The sequence below is a fragment of the Kosakonia sp. SMBL-WEM22 genome (assembly GCF_014490785.1).
Classification (GTDB): domain Bacteria; phylum Pseudomonadota; class Gammaproteobacteria; order Enterobacterales; family Enterobacteriaceae; genus Kosakonia.
This window is the reverse complement of record NZ_CP051488.1, coordinates 1483076-1499934: the sequence shown is the minus strand read 5'-3', so window position 1 is coordinate 1499934 and position 16859 is coordinate 1483076. Positions and strand designations below refer to the sequence as shown.

Annotated in this window: 13 protein-coding genes and 7 tRNA genes; 16 read left to right on the top strand and 4 right to left on the bottom strand. The window is 55.1% G+C overall.

The features are described from left to right. Window positions 1-119 precede the first annotated feature (119 nt). The 3 genes from glnS to nagE form a co-directional block, all read right to left on the bottom strand. Window positions 120-1787 carry a glutamine--tRNA ligase gene (gene glnS, locus HF650_RS07170; RefSeq protein ID WP_187801779.1) on the bottom strand — a complete coding sequence of 556 codons (1668 nt, stop codon included), beginning with the start codon at window positions 1785-1787 and terminating at the stop codon, window positions 120-122. Window positions 1788-1870: 83 nt separating this feature from the next. Then, window positions 1871-2302, bottom strand: coding sequence for a hypothetical protein (locus tag HF650_RS07165; RefSeq protein WP_187801778.1), 432 nt, complete (start codon window positions 2300-2302; stop codon window positions 1871-1873). Window positions 2303-2416: 114 nt separating this feature from the next. After that, the gene (gene nagE, locus HF650_RS07160) at window positions 2417-4444 is read right to left on the bottom strand and encodes an N-acetylglucosamine-specific PTS transporter subunit IIBC (RefSeq protein WP_187801777.1); all 2028 of its coding nucleotides are present in this window, start codon (window positions 4442-4444) and stop codon (window positions 2417-2419) included. A 327-nt stretch (window positions 4445-4771) separates the two neighbouring features. Between nagE and nagB the strand changes: the two genes are divergently transcribed. The 13 genes from nagB (at window position 4772) to HF650_RS07095 (ending at window position 12367) form a co-directional block, all read left to right on the top strand. Continuing rightward, on the top strand, window positions 4772-5572 hold the full coding sequence (gene nagB, locus HF650_RS07155) for a glucosamine-6-phosphate deaminase (protein ID WP_187801776.1): 801 nt from the start codon (window positions 4772-4774) through the stop codon (window positions 5570-5572). A gap of 59 nt (window positions 5573-5631) precedes the next feature. Beyond that, a complete protein-coding gene (nagA, locus tag HF650_RS07150; RefSeq protein ID WP_187801775.1) occupies window positions 5632-6780 on the top strand; it encodes an N-acetylglucosamine-6-phosphate deacetylase in 1149 nt (382 codons plus the stop codon). A 9-nt stretch (window positions 6781-6789) separates the two neighbouring features. Further along, window positions 6790-8010 carry an N-acetylglucosamine repressor gene (locus tag HF650_RS07145; protein ID WP_187801774.1) on the top strand — a complete coding sequence of 407 codons (1221 nt, stop codon included), beginning with the start codon at window positions 6790-6792 and terminating at the stop codon, window positions 8008-8010. Window positions 8011-8052: 42 nt separating this feature from the next. Continuing rightward, window positions 8053-8805, top strand: a complete 753-nt coding sequence (locus tag HF650_RS07140; RefSeq protein WP_023479994.1) for an HAD-IIA family hydrolase — start codon at window positions 8053-8055, stop codon at window positions 8803-8805. Between the two features lie 256 nt (window positions 8806-9061). Next, the gene (gene asnB, locus HF650_RS07135) at window positions 9062-10726 is read left to right on the top strand and encodes an asparagine synthase B (RefSeq protein WP_187801773.1); all 1665 of its coding nucleotides are present in this window, start codon (window positions 9062-9064) and stop codon (window positions 10724-10726) included. Between the two features lie 219 nt (window positions 10727-10945). Further along, window positions 10946-11022: transfer RNA gene (locus tag HF650_RS07130), tRNA-Met, on the top strand. Between the two features lie 9 nt (window positions 11023-11031). Then, window positions 11032-11116 (top strand) — tRNA-Leu (locus HF650_RS07125). Between the two features lie 23 nt (window positions 11117-11139). Next, window positions 11140-11214: transfer RNA gene (locus tag HF650_RS07120), tRNA-Gln, on the top strand. A gap of 38 nt (window positions 11215-11252) precedes the next feature. After that, window positions 11253-11327: transfer RNA gene (locus HF650_RS07115), tRNA-Gln, on the top strand. A 28-nt stretch (window positions 11328-11355) separates the two neighbouring features. Beyond that, window positions 11356-11432, top strand: a tRNA-Met gene (locus HF650_RS07110). 44 nt (window positions 11433-11476) lie between these two features. Further along, window positions 11477-11551: transfer RNA gene (locus tag HF650_RS07105), tRNA-Gln, on the top strand. A 34-nt stretch (window positions 11552-11585) separates the two neighbouring features. Continuing rightward, window positions 11586-11660, top strand: a tRNA-Gln gene (locus HF650_RS07100). Between the two features lie 122 nt (window positions 11661-11782). Further along, window positions 11783-12367 carry a hypothetical protein gene (locus tag HF650_RS07095; RefSeq protein ID WP_187801772.1) on the top strand — a complete coding sequence of 195 codons (585 nt, stop codon included), beginning with the start codon at window positions 11783-11785 and terminating at the stop codon, window positions 12365-12367. A 34-nt stretch (window positions 12368-12401) separates the two neighbouring features. On the opposite strand, the gene ubiF is transcribed toward HF650_RS07095, so the two are convergent. Beyond that, window positions 12402-13574: a 3-demethoxyubiquinol 3-hydroxylase gene (ubiF, locus tag HF650_RS07090; protein ID WP_187801771.1), complete on the bottom strand. Its 1173-nt coding sequence runs from the start codon at window positions 13572-13574 to the stop codon at window positions 12402-12404. A gap of 172 nt (window positions 13575-13746) precedes the next feature. On the opposite strand from ubiF, the gene miaB reads away from it, so the two are divergent. The 3 genes from miaB to ybeY all read left to right on the top strand — a co-directional run bounded on the left by miaB (window position 13747) and on the right by ybeY (window position 16823). Continuing rightward, the gene (gene miaB / locus HF650_RS07085) at window positions 13747-15171 is read left to right on the top strand and encodes a tRNA (N6-isopentenyl adenosine(37)-C2)-methylthiotransferase MiaB (RefSeq protein WP_187801770.1); all 1425 of its coding nucleotides are present in this window, start codon (window positions 13747-13749) and stop codon (window positions 15169-15171) included. A gap of 141 nt (window positions 15172-15312) precedes the next feature. After that, the gene (locus HF650_RS07080) at window positions 15313-16359 is read left to right on the top strand and encodes a PhoH family protein (RefSeq protein ID WP_187801769.1); all 1047 of its coding nucleotides are present in this window, start codon (window positions 15313-15315) and stop codon (window positions 16357-16359) included. Continuing rightward, window positions 16356-16823, top strand: coding sequence for an rRNA maturation RNase YbeY (ybeY, locus tag HF650_RS07075; RefSeq protein ID WP_187801768.1), 468 nt, complete (start codon window positions 16356-16358; stop codon window positions 16821-16823). Before HF650_RS07080 ends, ybeY begins: the two co-directional genes overlap by 4 nt. The last annotated feature ends 36 nt before the right edge of the window (window positions 16824-16859 follow it).

Below are 16859 nucleotides of genomic sequence, written 5' to 3'. Positions count from 1 at the left end.
GAAATACAAAAGTGAATATAAATTCGCGGCCTGAATATTTATTAATTGTAATGCGCCAGTTAACAAATAAAAAACGCCGCAAGAAGCGGCGTTAACATAGAGGCCTCTGATTAATGCAATCAGTCGCCGATTTTTGCCCAGGTATCACGCAGGCCTACCGTGCGGTTAAACACAAGTTTGTCCGCGGTGGCATAGCGGCTGTCGAGACAGAAGTAACCTTCACGCTCAAACTGATACGCTTTGCCCGCCTGCGCCTCTTTCAGCGACGGCTCGGCAAAGCCCTGCTTAATGACCAGCGATTCCGGGTTGATGGTGGCGAGGAAATCCTCGGCTGCACCCGGGTTCGGTACGCTGAACAGACGATCGTAAAGACGGATTTCAACCGGCAGCGCGTGCTGCGCGCTGACCCAGTGGATCACGCCTTTAACCTTGCGGCCATCAGCCGGATCTTTACTCAGCGTCTCGGCGTCGTAAGAGCAGAAGATGGTGGTGATATGGCCTTCGGCATCTTTCTCAACGCGTTCTGCTTTGATCACATAAGCGTTGCGCAGACGCACCTCTTTGCCGAGCACCAGACGCTTGTACTGTTTGTTGGCTTCTTCGCGGAAATCAGCACGATCGATCCAGATCTCACCGCTGAACGGCACTTCGCGGGTGCCCATCTCCGGCTTGTTCGGATGATTCGGCATGGTGACGATTTCGCTGCTGCCCTGCGGGTAGTTTTCGATAACCAGTTTCACCGGATCGATCACCGCCATCGCGCGCGGGGCGTTTTCGTTGAGATCTTCACGGATGCAGGATTCCAGCGATGCCATTTCAATGGTGTTGTCCTGCTTGGTCACGCCGATGCGTTTGCAGAATTCACGAATAGAAGCAGCGGTATAGCCACGGCGGCGCAGACCAGAGATGGTCGGCATACGCGGATCGTCCCAGCCCTCGACGTGCTTGTCCGTTACCAGCAGGTTCAGTTTGCGCTTGGACATCACGGTGTATTCGAGATTCAGACGCGAGAATTCGTACTGGCGCGGGTGAACCGGAATGGAGATGTTATCCAGTACCCAGTCATACAGGCGACGGTTGTCCTGAAACTCCAGCGTACAGAGTGAGTGAGTGATCCCTTCCAGCGCATCGCTGATGCAGTGGGTAAAGTCGTACATCGGGTAGATGCACCACTTGTTGCCGGTCTGATGGTGTTCAGCAAATTTGATGCGGTAGATAACCGGATCGCGCATCACGATGAACGGCGAGGCCATATCGATTTTTGCACGCAGGCAGGCTTTACCCTCTTCAAAACCACCCGCCCGCATCTTTTCAAACAGCGCCAGGTTCTCTTCTACGCTGCGATCGCGGTAGGGGCTATTTTTACCCGGCTGCGTCAGCGTACCGCGATATTCGCGGATCTCGTCGCCGGTCAGCTCGTCAACATAAGCCAGGCCTTTGTTGATAAGCTCAACCGCATAGCTATAGAGCTTATCGAAGTAGTCTGAGGAGTAGCAGATGTCGCCAGACCAGTGAAAGCCCAACCACTGCACGTCGTTTTTGATTGACTCAACGTATTCGATATCTTCTTTTGCCGGGTTGGTATCATCGAAGCGCAGATTGCACTGGCCGTTGTAGTCCTGGGCGATGCCGAAGTTCAGGCAGATCGATTTCGCGTGGCCGATATGCAGGTAGCCATTCGGCTCCGGCGGAAAACGGGTATGGACGGTGGTGTGTTTACCACTGGCCAGATCCTCATCAATGATCTGGCGGATAAAGTTAGTCGGGCGGGCTTCAGCCTCACTCATCACAGGTTCCTCAAGACGTAAACAACGTATAACGGCATATGATCTAATAAGAGGACGCAGGAAACAACCTTTACTTATACAAATCACTGATGCTCAGGGGAAAGGTACTCTTCCGCATAGTGTGCCTGCCGACAGCGAAGATCCTGCGAGGTTGGCGTGAGGATCACAGGGCTGACGATCTCATCACCTCTTCCACTGCGCGGGAGATAACCCGGCGCTTCAATACACCAGCCCCACGAGTAGAAATTGGTCCCGTGTAGAAAGAAGATCATATTTTCCCACTGGGATTTTTTCTCGACATCAATATGGCCCTGCCTGTCGGCGCGGAACTCCTCCGGTGCGGGATAGTATCCCGGTGGGAAACGCCCGGTGCTGACCCACATCATCGCTGTTGGCAGCGGCTCTCCGGCCGGATTACGTACATCCACTTCATAGTGCGGACGTATGGTTGCATAACGGGGAATACAGCCGTTGAGGGCGGTCATCATCACTATCGCGTATAAAATCCTTTTCATTATTCACCTCTGTAAAATAGCGGCATCAGTATGGCACTGATTAAACGCGGGGTAAAAAAAAGCGGCGGAGGAGATCCGCCGCCGCTTAAGGCTAATGTGCCGACTCAGGAGCAATCAGCCTCTAACCTCGTATAGCGCTGTCTGGCCCGCAACGACATGGCCTTGCGCCTTAATAACAAGACCGCTGAAATCATCAATATTGCTGACGACAACTGGGCTAATCATTGAGCGGGCGTTTGCATTGAGATAAGCCAGATCCATTTCGAGGATCGGCTGACCAGCAACCACTTCCGCACCCTCTTCCACCAGACGGGTAAAGCCCTGACCGCCCAGCGCAACCGTATCAATGCCCATATGGACAACAATTTCTGCGCCTTTTTCCGTCTCCAGACAGAAAGCGTGGTTGGTATTAAAGATTTTTACGATCGTGCCGGCCGCGGGGGAAACCACGATTTTGTCGGTCGGTTTTACCGCCACGCCGTCGCCTACCGCTTTGCTGGCAAAGGCTTCGTCCGGCACCTGCTCCAGCGCCACCACCTCACCGGTTACCGGCGACAGAAGTTCGGCCACAATCGCCGTGTTCGGTACTGCCTGCGGTTTTGCCGCGGCGACTGGTGCTGCCTGGGTAGACGCTGCGCTGCTGCTTGCCGCGGCCGGGACATCGCCTGCCGTTTTCATTGCGTTGGCAATTTTCTCAGCCACAAAGCCGACGATAATCTGCACGCTGGTTTTATTGAGACGAATCACGCCGGTTGCGCCAAGACGTTTCGCCATCGTTTCATTGACCAGGGAAGAGTCATTCACGTTAAGACGCAGACGGGTGATGCAGGCATCAATACCGGTCAGGTTCGCCGAGCCGCCGACAGCAGCGATATACTGACGCGCCAGACCACTCACATCCTGCTCGCTATCAGCGCTGACGTTGACATCTTGCCCATCGGTTTCATCACCGGCAACTGCCAGCTCACGGCCCGGGGTCAGCATATTGAATTTGGTGATGGTGAAGCGGAATACCACGTAGTAGATAACAAAGAACACCAGACCCTGCGGGATCAGCATCCACCACTGGGTCGCCAGCGGGTTACGCGACGAGAGCACCATATCCACCAGCCCGGCGCTGAAGCCAAAACCGGCAATCCAGTGCATGCTGGCTGCGATATAGACGGAGATACCGGTCAGGATGGCGTGAATGACATACAGCACCGGCGCCACGAACATAAAGGAGAATTCCAGCGGCTCGGTGATGCCGGTAAAGAAGGCGGCGAAGGCACCCGCCATCATAATCCCCAGCACTTTGGCTTTATTCTCAGGACGCGAGCAGTGATAAATCGCCAGCGCAGCACCCGGCAAGCCGAACATCATGATCGGGAAGAAGCCCGCCTGATAACGCCCCGTGATCCCGACTGTTGCCTTACCAGCTTCGATAGACTGCGCGCCGCCGAGGAAATTAGGAATATCGTTAATGCCCGCGACGTCAAACCAGAAGACCGAGTTCAGGGCATGGTGCAGACCGACCGGGATCAGCAGACGGTTGAAGAAGGCATAGAGACCCGCGCCTGCGGAGCCGAGCTTCTGAATATGCTCACCGAAGCTGACCAGGCCGCTGAAGACGACTGGCCAGATAAACATCATGATAAAGGCGACAGCAATCATCACAAATGAGGTAATGATCGGTACCAAACGGCGACCACTAAAGAAGGAGAGCGCTTTCGGCAGTTCGACGTTGCTGAAGCGGTTGTAGAGTTCAGCGGATATGATCCCCACCATAATGCCGACGAATTGGTTTTGAATCTTACCGAAGGCAGCAGGGACTTGATCCAGCGGGAGTTTTTGAATCATCGACACCGCAGCAGGCGAACAGAGGGTCGTTAACACCAGAAAACCAACGAAGCCAGCCAGCGCCGCAGCGCCATCTTTATCTTTCGACATGCCGTAGGCGACACCCACAGCGAACAATACGCCCATATTCTCAATAATGGCGGAGCCGGATTTAATAAAAAACGCCGCCAGCGCATTTTCACCGCCCCAGCCTACAGGATCGATCCAGTAACCGACCCCCATCAAAATCGCTGCCGCGGGCAGCGTGGCGACCGGCACCATCAGCGCGCGGCCAACCTTCTGTAAATAGCCTAAAATACTCACTTTATTCCCCCTATGAGCTCAACGTGAGCCCACTGAAACAGTTGTTTTTTATTGTGCAACGAACCCAGAACTGACGCTTATTTTTCCACTACCTAACGAAGTGTCTGCAAAATTAATTCGCCTCGCAAATTAAACGCGCCTTTTCTGTGATAAAAATCACTAACTATCGTCATCGTTATTCCTCAATACTGGCAAAGGCGAAAAACTTATTTTAAGATCAAAAATATCAAAGCGGATTGCTCCCTTCTTATGACGAAACCAGGTTACGCTTAACGCTGAGCCAGAAGGCGCACCGCCAGTGCTTTTCATTAAACTTTGAGGTGAACAATGAGACTGATTCCCCTGGCGACAGCAGAACAGGTCGGAAAATGGGCCGCCCGCCATATCGTCAACCGCATCAATGCATTTAATCCCACCGCAGATCGCCCCTTCATACTTGGCCTGCCAACCGGCGGCACACCGCTTACTGCCTACAAAGCTTTGGTTGAAATGCACAAAGCGGGCCAGGTCAGCTTTAAGCATGTTGTGACCTTCAACATGGATGAATATGTGGGCCTGCCGAAAGATCACCCGGAGAGCTACCACAGCTTTATGCACCGTAATTTCTTCGATCACGTTGATATTCCGGCTGAAAACATTAACCTGCTCGATGGAAACGCGCCCGATATTGACGCAGAATGCCGCCGTTACGAAGAAAAAATTCGCGCTTACGGCAAAATACACCTGTTTATGGGCGGCGTGGGCAACGATGGTCATATCGCCTTTAACGAACCGGCATCGTCGCTGGCATCGCGCACCCGGATTAAAACATTGACCCATGATACCCGTATAGCGAACTCGCGCTTCTTCGACGGCGATGTCAATCAGGTGCCGAAATATGCCCTGACCGTCGGCGTCGGCACGCTGCTCGACGCGGAAGAGGTGATGATTCTGGTGCTGGGCAACGTCAAGGCGCAGGCGCTGCAGGCTGCCGTTGAGGGTAACGTTAACCATATGTGGACCATCAGCTGTCTGCAGCTGCATCCAAAAGCGGTTATCGTCTGCGACGAGCCGTCCACAATGGAACTGAAAGTAAAAACGCTGAAATACTTCAATGAGTTAGAAGCGGAAAATATTAAAGGTCTTTAAGTTTGTTTCCGCTTCGCAGACAACTGCGGAGCGGCACTCATCGTTAACCGGGGGTTGTTATGTATGCTTTAACCCATTGCCGAATCTTCACCGGCCATGAAATGTTGGATGACCATGCGCTTGTTGTAGCCGATGGCCTGATTGAACGCCTCTGCCCACAGGCTGAGCTGCCAGCGGATATTGAACAGCGATCGCTGAATGGTGCCCTCCTCGCCCCTGGTTTTATTGATGTGCAGCTCAACGGCTGCGGCGGCGTACAGTTTAACGATACGGCTGAAGCCGTCAGTATCGAGACGCTGGAGATCATGCAGCGCGCTAACGAAAAATCCGGCTGCACCAGCTATCTGCCGACGCTTATTACTACCAGCGATGACCTGATGAAACAGGGCGTGCAGGTGATGCGTGACTATCTCGCAAAATACCCAAACCAGGCGCTGGGCCTACATCTGGAAGGGCCATGGCTCAACATCATCAAAAAAGGGACGCACAATCCGGACTTCGTGCGTAAACCTGATGCGGCGCTGGTCAATTTCTTATGTCAAAACGCGGATGTGATCACAAAAATCACCTTAGCCCCCGAAGTGGCAGGCTGCGAGGTGATCCGCAAGCTGGCGGACGCGGGGATTGTGGTTTCCGCTGGGCATTCGAACGCCACGCTGAACGAGGCGAAAGCGGGTTTCCGCGCCGGTATCACCTTCGCCACCCATCTTTATAATGCTATGCCGTACATCACTGGACGCGAGCCGGGTCTGGCGGGCGCAGTGCTTGATGAAACAGATGTTTACTGTGGCGTGATTGCCGACGGGTTGCATGTCGACTACGTTAATATTCGCAATGCGAAGCGGCTGAAAGGAGACAAGCTCTGTTTGGTCACCGATGCTACCGCGCCCGCAGGTGCAGATATTGATCAGTTCATTTTTGCTGGCAAAACAATATACTACCGAAATGGGTTATGCGTAGATGAAAACGGAACGCTGAGCGGCTCGGCCCTGACGATGATCGAAGGGGTGCGTAACCTGGTCGAGCATGTCGGTATTGCGCTCGATGAAGCGCTGCGTATGGCCACGCTCTACCCGGCTCGCGCCATTGGCGTTGACAAAAAGCTGGGCACTCTCGCCGCTGGCAAGGTGGCGAACCTGACCGCATTTACGCGTGATTATGACATTATCAAGACCATCGTTAATGGTAACGAGGTCGCCACTGCATAAAGAGACGGTATGACATCAGGCGGACAAGCTCAAATTGGTAACGTTGACCTCGTAAAACAGCTTAACAGTGCGGCGGTTTACCGCCTGATTGACCAACACGGCCCCATCTCACGCATACAGATTGCCGAGCAGAGCCAGCTTGCTCCCGCCAGCGTGACCAAAATCACGCGTCAGCTAATTGAACGCGGGTTGATCAAAGAAGTCGATCAGCAGGCCTCCACCGGAGGCCGCCGCGCTATCTCCATCATTACCGAAACCCGCAATTTTCAGGCCATCGGCGTGCGCCTTGGACGCAACGACACCACCCTTACGCTCTACGATCTGAGCAGCAAGGTGCTGGCCGAAGAGCACTATCCACTGCCGGAGCGCACCCAGGAGACGCTGGAGCACGCCCTGCTCAACACCATCAACCAGTTTATCGACGCCAGCCAGCGTAAAATCCGCGAGCTGATCGCCATTTCGGTGATCTTGCCGGGGCTGGTCGATCCGGAGAGCGGCGTCATCCGCTATATGCCGCATATTCAGGTGGAAAACTGGGCGCTGGTTGACGCGCTGGAAAAACGCTTCAAATTGACCTGCTTTGTCGGACACGATATCCGCAGCCTGGCGCTGGCCGAGCACTATTTTGGCGCAAGCCAGGATTGTGAAGACTCCATTCTGGTGCGCGTGCACCGCGGTACCGGCGCGGGAATCATCTCCAGCGGCCGCATCTTCATCGGCCGCAACGGCAACGTCGGCGAGATTGGTCACGTGCAGGTGGAGCCGCTCGGCGAGCGCTGTCACTGCGGTAACTTCGGTTGTCTTGAGACCATTGCCGCCAATGCCGCCATTGAGCAGCGGGTCCGTCATCTGTTACAGCAGGGTTATCAGAGCCGCCTGAAAGAGGAAGATTGCTCAATCAAGGCTATCTGCAAAGCCGCCAACAAAGGCGATGCGCTGGCTTGCGAAGTGATTGAGTATGTCGGACGACATCTCGGCAAAACCATCGCTATCGCCATTAACCTCTTCAACCCACAGAAAGTGGTTATCGCCGGTGAGATTGTTGAAGCGGAAAAAATTCTGCTGCCCGCCATTGAAGCCTGTATCAACACGCAGTCACTGAAGGCGTTTCGCAAAAACCTGCCGGTGGTTCCCTCCACACTCGATCACCGCTCTGCGATTGGCGCCTTCGCGCTGGTGAAACGGGCGATGCTGAACGGCCTGCTGCTACAGCGGTTGCTGGAAAACTGACAGGGTTTATAGTTAACACTTATTTTTTTATCCGGACACTCCATGACCATTCAGAATGTAATCTGCGATATTGATGGCGTGCTGATGCACGATAACGTTGCCGTTCCTGGCGCCGCCGAGTTTGTTACCCGCATCCTTGAGAAAGAGATGCCGCTGGTATTGCTGACTAACTACCCTTCTCAGACCGGTCAGGATCTGGCTAACCGCTTTGCCTCTGCGGGGATTGATGTGCCCGCCAGCGTTTTTTACACCTCGGCGATGGCAACGGCGGACTTCCTCAAGCGCCAGGAGGGCAAAAAAGCCTATGTCGTCGGCGAAGGGGCGCTGATTCATGAGCTCTATAAAGCCGGCTTCACCATTACCGACATCAACCCGGACTTCGTGATCGTCGGCGAAACCCGCTCCTACAACTGGGAGATGATGCACCGCGCGGCCTTCTTCGTCGCCAATGGCGCACGTTTTATCGCTACCAACCCGGATACGCACGGTCGCGGCTTCTACCCCGCCTGCGGCGCGCTCTGCGCTGGTATTGAGAAGATCTCCGGCCGCAAGCCCTTTTATGTCGGCAAACCGAGCCCGTGGATCATTCGCGCCGCGCTGAACACCATGCAGGCACACTCGGAGCAGACGGTGATTGTCGGCGATAACCTGCGCACCGATATCCTGGCTGGCTTCCAGGCCGGTCTGGAGACCATCCTGGTGCTCTCCGGCGTCTCGCGGCTGGACGATATCGACAGCATGCCGTTCAGGCCATCCTGGATTTACCCCTCGGTCGCCGAAATTGACGTTATCTGAACGTAACCACGCCTTTGAGCGTGGTTTTTCATTTTTGCTTTACCAAAAACTCGCTTCGTCTAATAAATACCGTTTAATTTTGAAGAATCATCAATAATCCAGCGCAATATATACGCAATTTTCAGCATTCATTAATTACCGTTGCACTTTTTCATTTCCTGCCGCTAAAAGGCTTGCGCCCTGCCCGTCTTTTGCGGCATTTTGGCTACAAGCACACAACATTAAAGCAATGCCCTCAAGGTTAACGGAGAACTCTATGTGTTCAATTTTTGGCGTACTGGATATCAAAACCGACGCAGGCGAATTGCGTAAAAAAGCGCTCGAATTATCCCGTCTGATGCGCCACCGCGGCCCGGACTGGTCCGGCGTTTATGCCAGTGATAAAGCGATTCTTGCTCATGAACGTCTGTCAATTGTCGACGTCAATGCCGGTGCGCAGCCGCTCTATAACGAACAAAAAACGCATGCGCTGGCCGTTAACGGTGAAATTTATAACCACCAGGCGCTGCGCGCAGAATACGGCGACCGCTATGCCTTCCAGACCGGATCCGACTGTGAAGTAATCCTCGCCCTCTATCAGGAAAAAGGGCCAGCGTTCCTCGACGAATTGCAGGGCATGTTTGCTTTCGTGCTTTACGACAGTGAACAGGATGCGTATCTGATTGGCCGTGACCATATCGGTATCATCCCGCTCTATATGGGTCATGATGAGCACGGCAACCTCTATGTTGCCTCTGAAATGAAAGCGCTGGTGCCGGTCTGCCGCACGATTAAAGAGTTCCCGGCGGGTAGCTATCTGTGGAGCAAAGAGGGTGAAATCCGCTCTTACTATCAGCGTGACTGGTTCTCCTATGACGCTGTAAAAGATAACGTTACCGATAAAGACGCGCTGCGCCAGGCGCTGGAAGATGCGGTGAAGAGCCACCTGATGTCCGACGTGCCGTACGGCGTGCTGCTCTCCGGCGGGCTGGACTCCTCCGTTATCTCCGCAATCACCAAAAAGTTCGCCGCTCGCCGCGTGGAAGATCAGGAGAAATCAGAAGCCTGGTGGCCGCAGCTGCACTCTTTCGCCGTCGGCCTGAAGGGCGCACCAGATCTGAAAGCGGCGCAGGAAGTCGCGAACCATCTTGGCACCGTGCACCATGAAATTCACTTCACCGTGCAGGAGGGTCTGGATGCGATCCGCGATGTGATCTATCACATTGAAACCTATGACGTCACCACCATTCGCGCTTCGACGCCAATGTACCTGATGTCACGCAAAATCAAAGCGATGGGCATCAAAATGGTGCTCTCTGGTGAGGGTTCTGACGAAGTCTTCGGCGGCTATCTCTATTTCCATAAAGCGCCGGATGCGAAGGAGCTGCACGAAGAGACGGTGCGTAAACTGCAGGCGCTGCATATGTTTGACTGCGCCCGCGCCAACAAAGCGATGTCTGCCTGGGGCGTGGAAGCGCGCGTACCGTTCCTCGATAAGAACTTCCTCGACGTGGCGATGCGCATTAACCCGCAGGATAAGATGTGCGGCAGCAACGGTAAGATGGAAAAACATATCCTGCGCGAATGTTTTGAATCCTACCTACCGGCAAGCGTGGCCTGGCGTCAGAAAGAGCAGTTCTCCGACGGCGTAGGCTACAGCTGGATCGATACCCTGAAAGAGGTGGCGGCGCAGCAGGTGACGGATCAGCAGCTGGAAACTGCCAGCTATCGCTTCCCGTACAACACGCCGTCTTCGAAAGAGGCCTATCTCTACCGTGAAATCTTTGAAGAGCTCTTTCCGGTAGCCAGCGCTGCCGAGTGCGTGCCGGGCGGTCCATCCGTGGCCTGCTCTTCGGCTAAAGCGTTCGAGTGGGACGAAGCGTTCAAAACCATGAACGATCCATCGGGCCGCGCTATCGGTGTGCACCAGTCGGCCTACTGATGAGCGATGGTTATGCATACAGGCCCTGCGGGGCCTGTTGTTTTTGTGTGGCTGATTTCACGCAGAAAATCGTTTTTTGTTGAATAAAGCAACATGCTGTTCGCAACCTAACCAAACAGTCACATTCCAGCAATTTTCGATGAAAAAGGTGTTGACGCTCTCAGGCTCAATACGCATAATGCGCCCCGCAACGCCGATAAGGTAACGCGAAAAAAAGATGGCTACGTAGCTCAGCTGGTTAGAGCACAGCACTCATAATGCTGGGGTCACAGGTTCGATTCCCGTCGTAGCCACCATCTTTTTTTGCGGGAGTGGCGAAATTGGTAGACGCACCAGATTTAGGTTCTGGCGCCGCAAGGTGTGCGAGTTCAAGTCTCGCCTCCCGCACCATTCCCAAAGAAGCGTTGCACGGATGGGGTATCGCCAAGCGGTAAGGCACCGGTTTTTGATACCGGCATTCCCTGGTTCGAATCCAGGTACCCCAGCCATCTCTTCTTCGACTCCTGCGTGTTAACGCGTTAGTCGTTGGGGTATCGCCAAGCGGTAAGGCACCGGTTTTTGATACCGGCATTCCCTGGTTCGAATCCAGGTACCCCAGCCAGTCGATGACTGGGTAAGCAGTAAAATTTGGCTACGTAGCTCAGCTGGTTAGAGCACAGCACTCATAATGCTGGGGTCACAGGTTCGATTCCCGTCGTAGCCACCATATTCAAGGCGTAATGCTCAGGCATTAAACCGAAAAAGATTTGTTGGGGTATCGCCAAGCGGTAAGGCAGTGGATTCTGATTCCACCATTCCGAGGTTCGAATCCTCGTACCCCAGCCAACTTCAAAGACGTCTGCTCCGGCAAGCGCACTTTTGGGGTATCGCCAAGCGGTAAGGCAGTGGATTCTGATTCCACCATTCCGAGGTTCGAATCCTCGTACCCCAGCCAATCAAAACAAAAAAGCTCGCTTCGGCGGGCTTTTTTGTTTTTTGCCTCCTGACAATCAGTAGCTGTTAAACGCCTGAATGGCATGTTAATTTGAGCCATCTTCCTCCCGTCGGGTGCGCCTCATGAATTATCAAACGACAGCGCTGTGGTTCTACTCCCCCTATCACCTGCTGCTGCTCTTCGCGGTTATTGCCGCCACCTTTCTTGGGCTGAGCGCGCCAATCCTCTATTTTCTGGTTATCGGGGTGCTGTTTCCGGTGCTGGTCTCGATGCGCCTGCATATCCTGAGCGAGAACGGCCAGGCGACATTGATGAAAGAGCGCGAGGAGTGGATGGTCTACGTGCAGGGGATCCCGGTGCATGAGAAGCGCGCCTCGCTGAAAAATCCCTGTTTCTCCACGCCTGAGCGGCTGCGCCAGTTTTTTATGCGCGGTTTTATCGCCAGAGCGCTGATCCAACTCGCGGCCATCGCGATGTTGATCGATCAGGCTCGCGCCAATCCGCTGGTGAGTTATGAAGGGCTGGCGGCAGGCATAATGCTGATTCTGCTACTGATACCGCTCTACCGCACAGCGCGCGCCATTAGCGACGTGCATGCAGAAAAATGGGCATTGCAGGAGATTGACGCGGCGACAGGCTATCAGGCCTATTTCGTTGACAACAAACAGGTGAAGACGGCACTCGACAGGATGCTCGCAGTGCCGTAACGGTGTGCGCGAGCGAAGTCTCGCTCGCGCTTTCTTACAGGCCTAAGGCGTATTTTAGCGCCTGGCGTTTCAACCCTCCGGCGCGCTCTGCCGCCATCAGGCCAATATTGCGTAACACGCGCAGCGGCCCAAGATCGTTACTGAACCCGGCATAAAAGAGATCCATCCCGCTCTGCATAATGAAGTTATCCGCCCTGCGCCGCGCCTGGTAGCGTTGCAGCACTTCGCGGCTGGCCCAGGCTTCGCCGTGGCTGCGGGCGCGTGACAGCACATCCAGCAGCGCATCCACATCACGATAACCGAGATTCACCCCCTGCCCCGCCAGCGGATGAATGGTGTGCGCCGCATCGCCCACCAGCGCCAGCCCCGGCTGCACATATTGCAGCGCATGGCGACGCACCAGTGGGAATGACGCCGCAGAGACCGCTTTGACGCGCCCCAGCCGCGGTGGAAAGTGGCGGGCGATCTCCTGCTCCAGCTGCGTCATGGAGAGGGCTTGTAACTGGCGAATGCGCGCTGGCGTGTCATACCACACCAGCGACGCCCAGCGATCATAAAGCGGTAAAAAGGCGTGCGGCCCGTTTGGCGTAAAGTGCTGCCAGGTTGACTCACCCGCATCCTGCTCACACTCGACGCTTATCAGCATGCAGGATTGATCGTACTGCCAGGCATGAATGCCAATCCCGGCCGACTGGCGCACCCAGGAGTTAGCACCGTCCGCGCCAATTAACAGCTGTGCCGTTAACGTATCGCCATTTTTAAAAATAATGGTTTGGCGGCCATCACGGGCTTCACGCCCGCTCAACGTCTCTGTGCTCAGCGTCACCTGCGGATGCGCCTGCAGCGCTTGCCATAATGCGTACTGCAACACGCTGTTTTCTACCATGTACCCGAGCAGCGGCAGCTTCAGCTCGCGGGCGTCAAACAGCACGTGGGCATTTTCCCACTCCCATGTCTCCAGCTGCCGGTAAGGGTGGCAACGCATCGCTTCGATGCTCTCCCAGACGCCCAATCCACGCAGCAGTTCGACCGAGGCGGCGCTAATCGCCGAGATGCGCACATCCGGCGGTGCGCTGGCATCAAAGGGGGATGGGATCTGTTTATCAACAACTGTGACGGCAAAACCCTGTTGCGCAAGCCCTAACGCCAGCGCCCCGCCGACCATACCGCCGCCAACAATAGCGACCTCTGTGGAGTGATTTGTCATGGCGAAGTGTCCTTTTAGATGAATGGCCTAAGTCTACCGGATTTTTGCGCCCTTGCCCCCCGTCAACCGTCATACTGGTCAGGGCGCAACCAAAGCATTACAATACGCGGCCTGCAATCCTGGCTTATACCCGTCATACTCCGGGTATACGAACTTACGCAAGAGCAAGTCGATGACAAAAAAACTCCATATTAAAACCTGGGGCTGTCAGATGAATGAATATGATTCATCAAAGATGGCCGATCTGCTGGATGCCACCCACGGCTATCAACTGACCGAGGTTGCGGAAGAAGCGGATGTGCTGCTGCTCAATACCTGCTCAATCCGCGAGAAAGCCCAGGAGAAAGTTTTCCATCAGCTGGGCCGCTGGAAGCTGCTGAAAGAGAAAAACCCGGAGCTGATTATTGGCGTCGGCGGCTGCGTGGCCTCACAGGAGGGCGATCATATTCGCCAGCGCGCCCACTATGTCGACATCATTTTTGGGCCACAAACCCTGCACCGTCTGCCGGAGATGATCAACTCCGTGCGCGGCAACCGCAGCCCGGTCGTCGATATCAGCTTCCCGGAAATTGAAAAATTCGATCGCCTGCCGGAACCGCGCGCCGAAGGCCCGACCGCCTTTGTCTCAATCATGGAAGGGTGCAACAAATATTGTACCTACTGCGTGGTGCCTTATACCCGTGGCGAAGAGGTGAGCCGTCCTTCCGATGACATCCTGTTTGAGATTGCCCAGCTGGCGGCGCAGGGTGTGCGTGAAGTGAACCTGCTTGGCCAGAACGTTAACGCCTGGCGCGGTGAAAACTACGATGGCACAACCGGCACCTTTGCCGACCTGCTGCGGCTGGTCGCCGCGATTGACGGCATCGACCGTATTCGCTTTACTACCAGCCACCCGATTGAGTTCACCGATGATATCGTTGATGTCTATCGCGATACGCCGGAGCTGGTGAGCTTCCTGCACCTGCCGGTGCAGAGCGGTTCCGACCGCGTGCTGAACCTGATGGGGCGCACTCACACCGCACTGGAGTATAAAGCGATCATCCGTAAGCTGCGCGCGGCACGCCCGGACATTCAGATCAGCTCTGACTTTATTGTCGGCTTCCCGGGTGAAACCACCGACGACTTTGAAAAGACCATGAAGCTGATTGCCGACGTCAATTTCGACATGAGCTACAGCTTTATCTTCTCAGCCCGCCCGGGTACGCCAGCTGCCGATATGGTTGACGATGTACCGGATGAGGAGAAGAAGCAGCGTCTCTATATCCTGCAAGACCGTATTAATCAGCAGGCGATGGCCTGGAGCCGCCGCATGCTGGGTACCACGCAGCGTATTCTGGTGGAGGGCACTTCGCGTAAGAGCATCATGGAGTTGTCCGGTCGTACCGAGAACAACCGCGTGGTGAACTTCGAAGGCACGCCGGAGATGATCGGCAAGTTTGTCGATGTCGAGATTGTGGATGTCTACACCAACTCCCTGCGCGGCGTGCTGGTGCGTACCGAAGAGGAGATGGGGCTGCGCGTGGCAGAATCCCCGGCCTCGGTTATCGCCCGTACCCGTAAAGAGAATGAGCTTGGCGTAGGCACGTATCAGCCGTAAAACCTCAGGCCTGCCATTTCTGGCAGGCCTTGCTTTTCCCCGCGATCACCCCAACATGCTGTCTGATGCTTGCGACTTCTGGCTATGCCGTAAATACTTGCCAGAGAGGCGCTATGGCGACACATATCAAAGAGGAACAGTTTGAACATAGATACGCGTGAAATCACCCTTGAGCCAGCGGACAACGCACGTCTGCTAAGTCTGTGCGGCCCGTTTGACGACAACATCAAACAACTGGAGCGGCGACTGGGCATCGAAATCAACCGCCGCGATAATCACTTCAAACTCACCGGACGCGAAATTTGTGTCAACGCGGCTGCCGATATTCTGCGCACGCTGTATGTCGACACTGCGCCGATGCGCGGCCAGACCCAGGATATCGAGCCGAATCAGATCCACCTGGCGATCAAAGAGGCCCGCGTGCTGGAGCAGAGCGCCGAGAGCGTGCCGGAGTATGGTAAAGCGGTCAACATAAAGACCAAGCGCGGCGTTATCAAGCCACGCACGCCGAACCAGGCGCAGTACATCGCTAACGTGCTCGATCATGACATCACCTTCGGCGTCGGCCCGGCGGGTACGGGTAAAACCTACCTTGCGGTCGCAGCCGCCGTGGATGCGCTTGAGCGCCAGGAAGTGCGGCGTATTCTGCTGACTCGCCCGGCGGTGGAAGCGGGTGAAAAACTTGGCTTCCTGCCCGGCGATCTCAGCCAGAAGGTCGACCCTTACCTGCGCCCGCTCTATGATGCGCTGTTTGAGATGCTCGGCTTTGAGCGCGTTGAGAAGCTCATGGAGCGTAACGTCATTGAGGTCGCCCCGCTCGCCTATATGCGCGGTCGTACCCTGAATGATGCCTTTATCATTCTCGATGAGAGCCAGAACACCACCATCGAACAGATGAAGATGTTCCTGACGCGTATCGGCTTCAACTCGAAAGCGGTGATCACCGGCGACGTCACGCAGATTGACCTGCCGCGCAGCACCAAATCGGGCCTGCGCCACGCTATCGAAGTGCTGGGAAATGTTGATGAGATCAGCTTTAACTTCTTCCACAGCGAAGATGTGGTGCGCCACCCGGTGGTGGCACGCATTGTTATCGCTTATGAAGCCTGGGAAGAAGCGGAGCAGAAACGGAAAGCAGAACTGGCCGCCGAGCGTAAGCGCGAAGCCCAGGATCAGGAGCAGAAATGAGTCAGGTGATCCTCGATTTACAGCTGGCGTGCGAAGATACCACCGGCCTGCCGGATGAAGCGCAGTTTCAGGCGTGGCTGGATGCGGTGATCCCGCAGTTCCAGCCGGAAGCGGAAGTCACCATCCGGCTGGTCGACAGCGCGGAGAGCCACGAGCTGAACCTGACCTATCGCGGGAAAGATAAGCCGACCAACGTGCTCTCTTTCCCGTTCGAAGCGCCGCCCGGCATCGAAATGCCGCTGCTGGGCGACCTGATCATCTGCCGCCAGGTGGTTGAGCAGGAGGCGATCGAACAGGTTAAACCCCTCGAAGCCCACTGGGCGCATATGGTGATCCACGGCAGCTTACACCTGCTGGGGTATGACCATATCGAGGATGAGGAAGCGGAAGAGATGGAAGGGATCGAGACAGAGATAATGCTTGCTCTGGGCTATGAGGATCCGTACATTTCCGAGAAGGAGTAGTCTGTGCGCCAGTTCGCTGGCGCATTGGCACAAAAT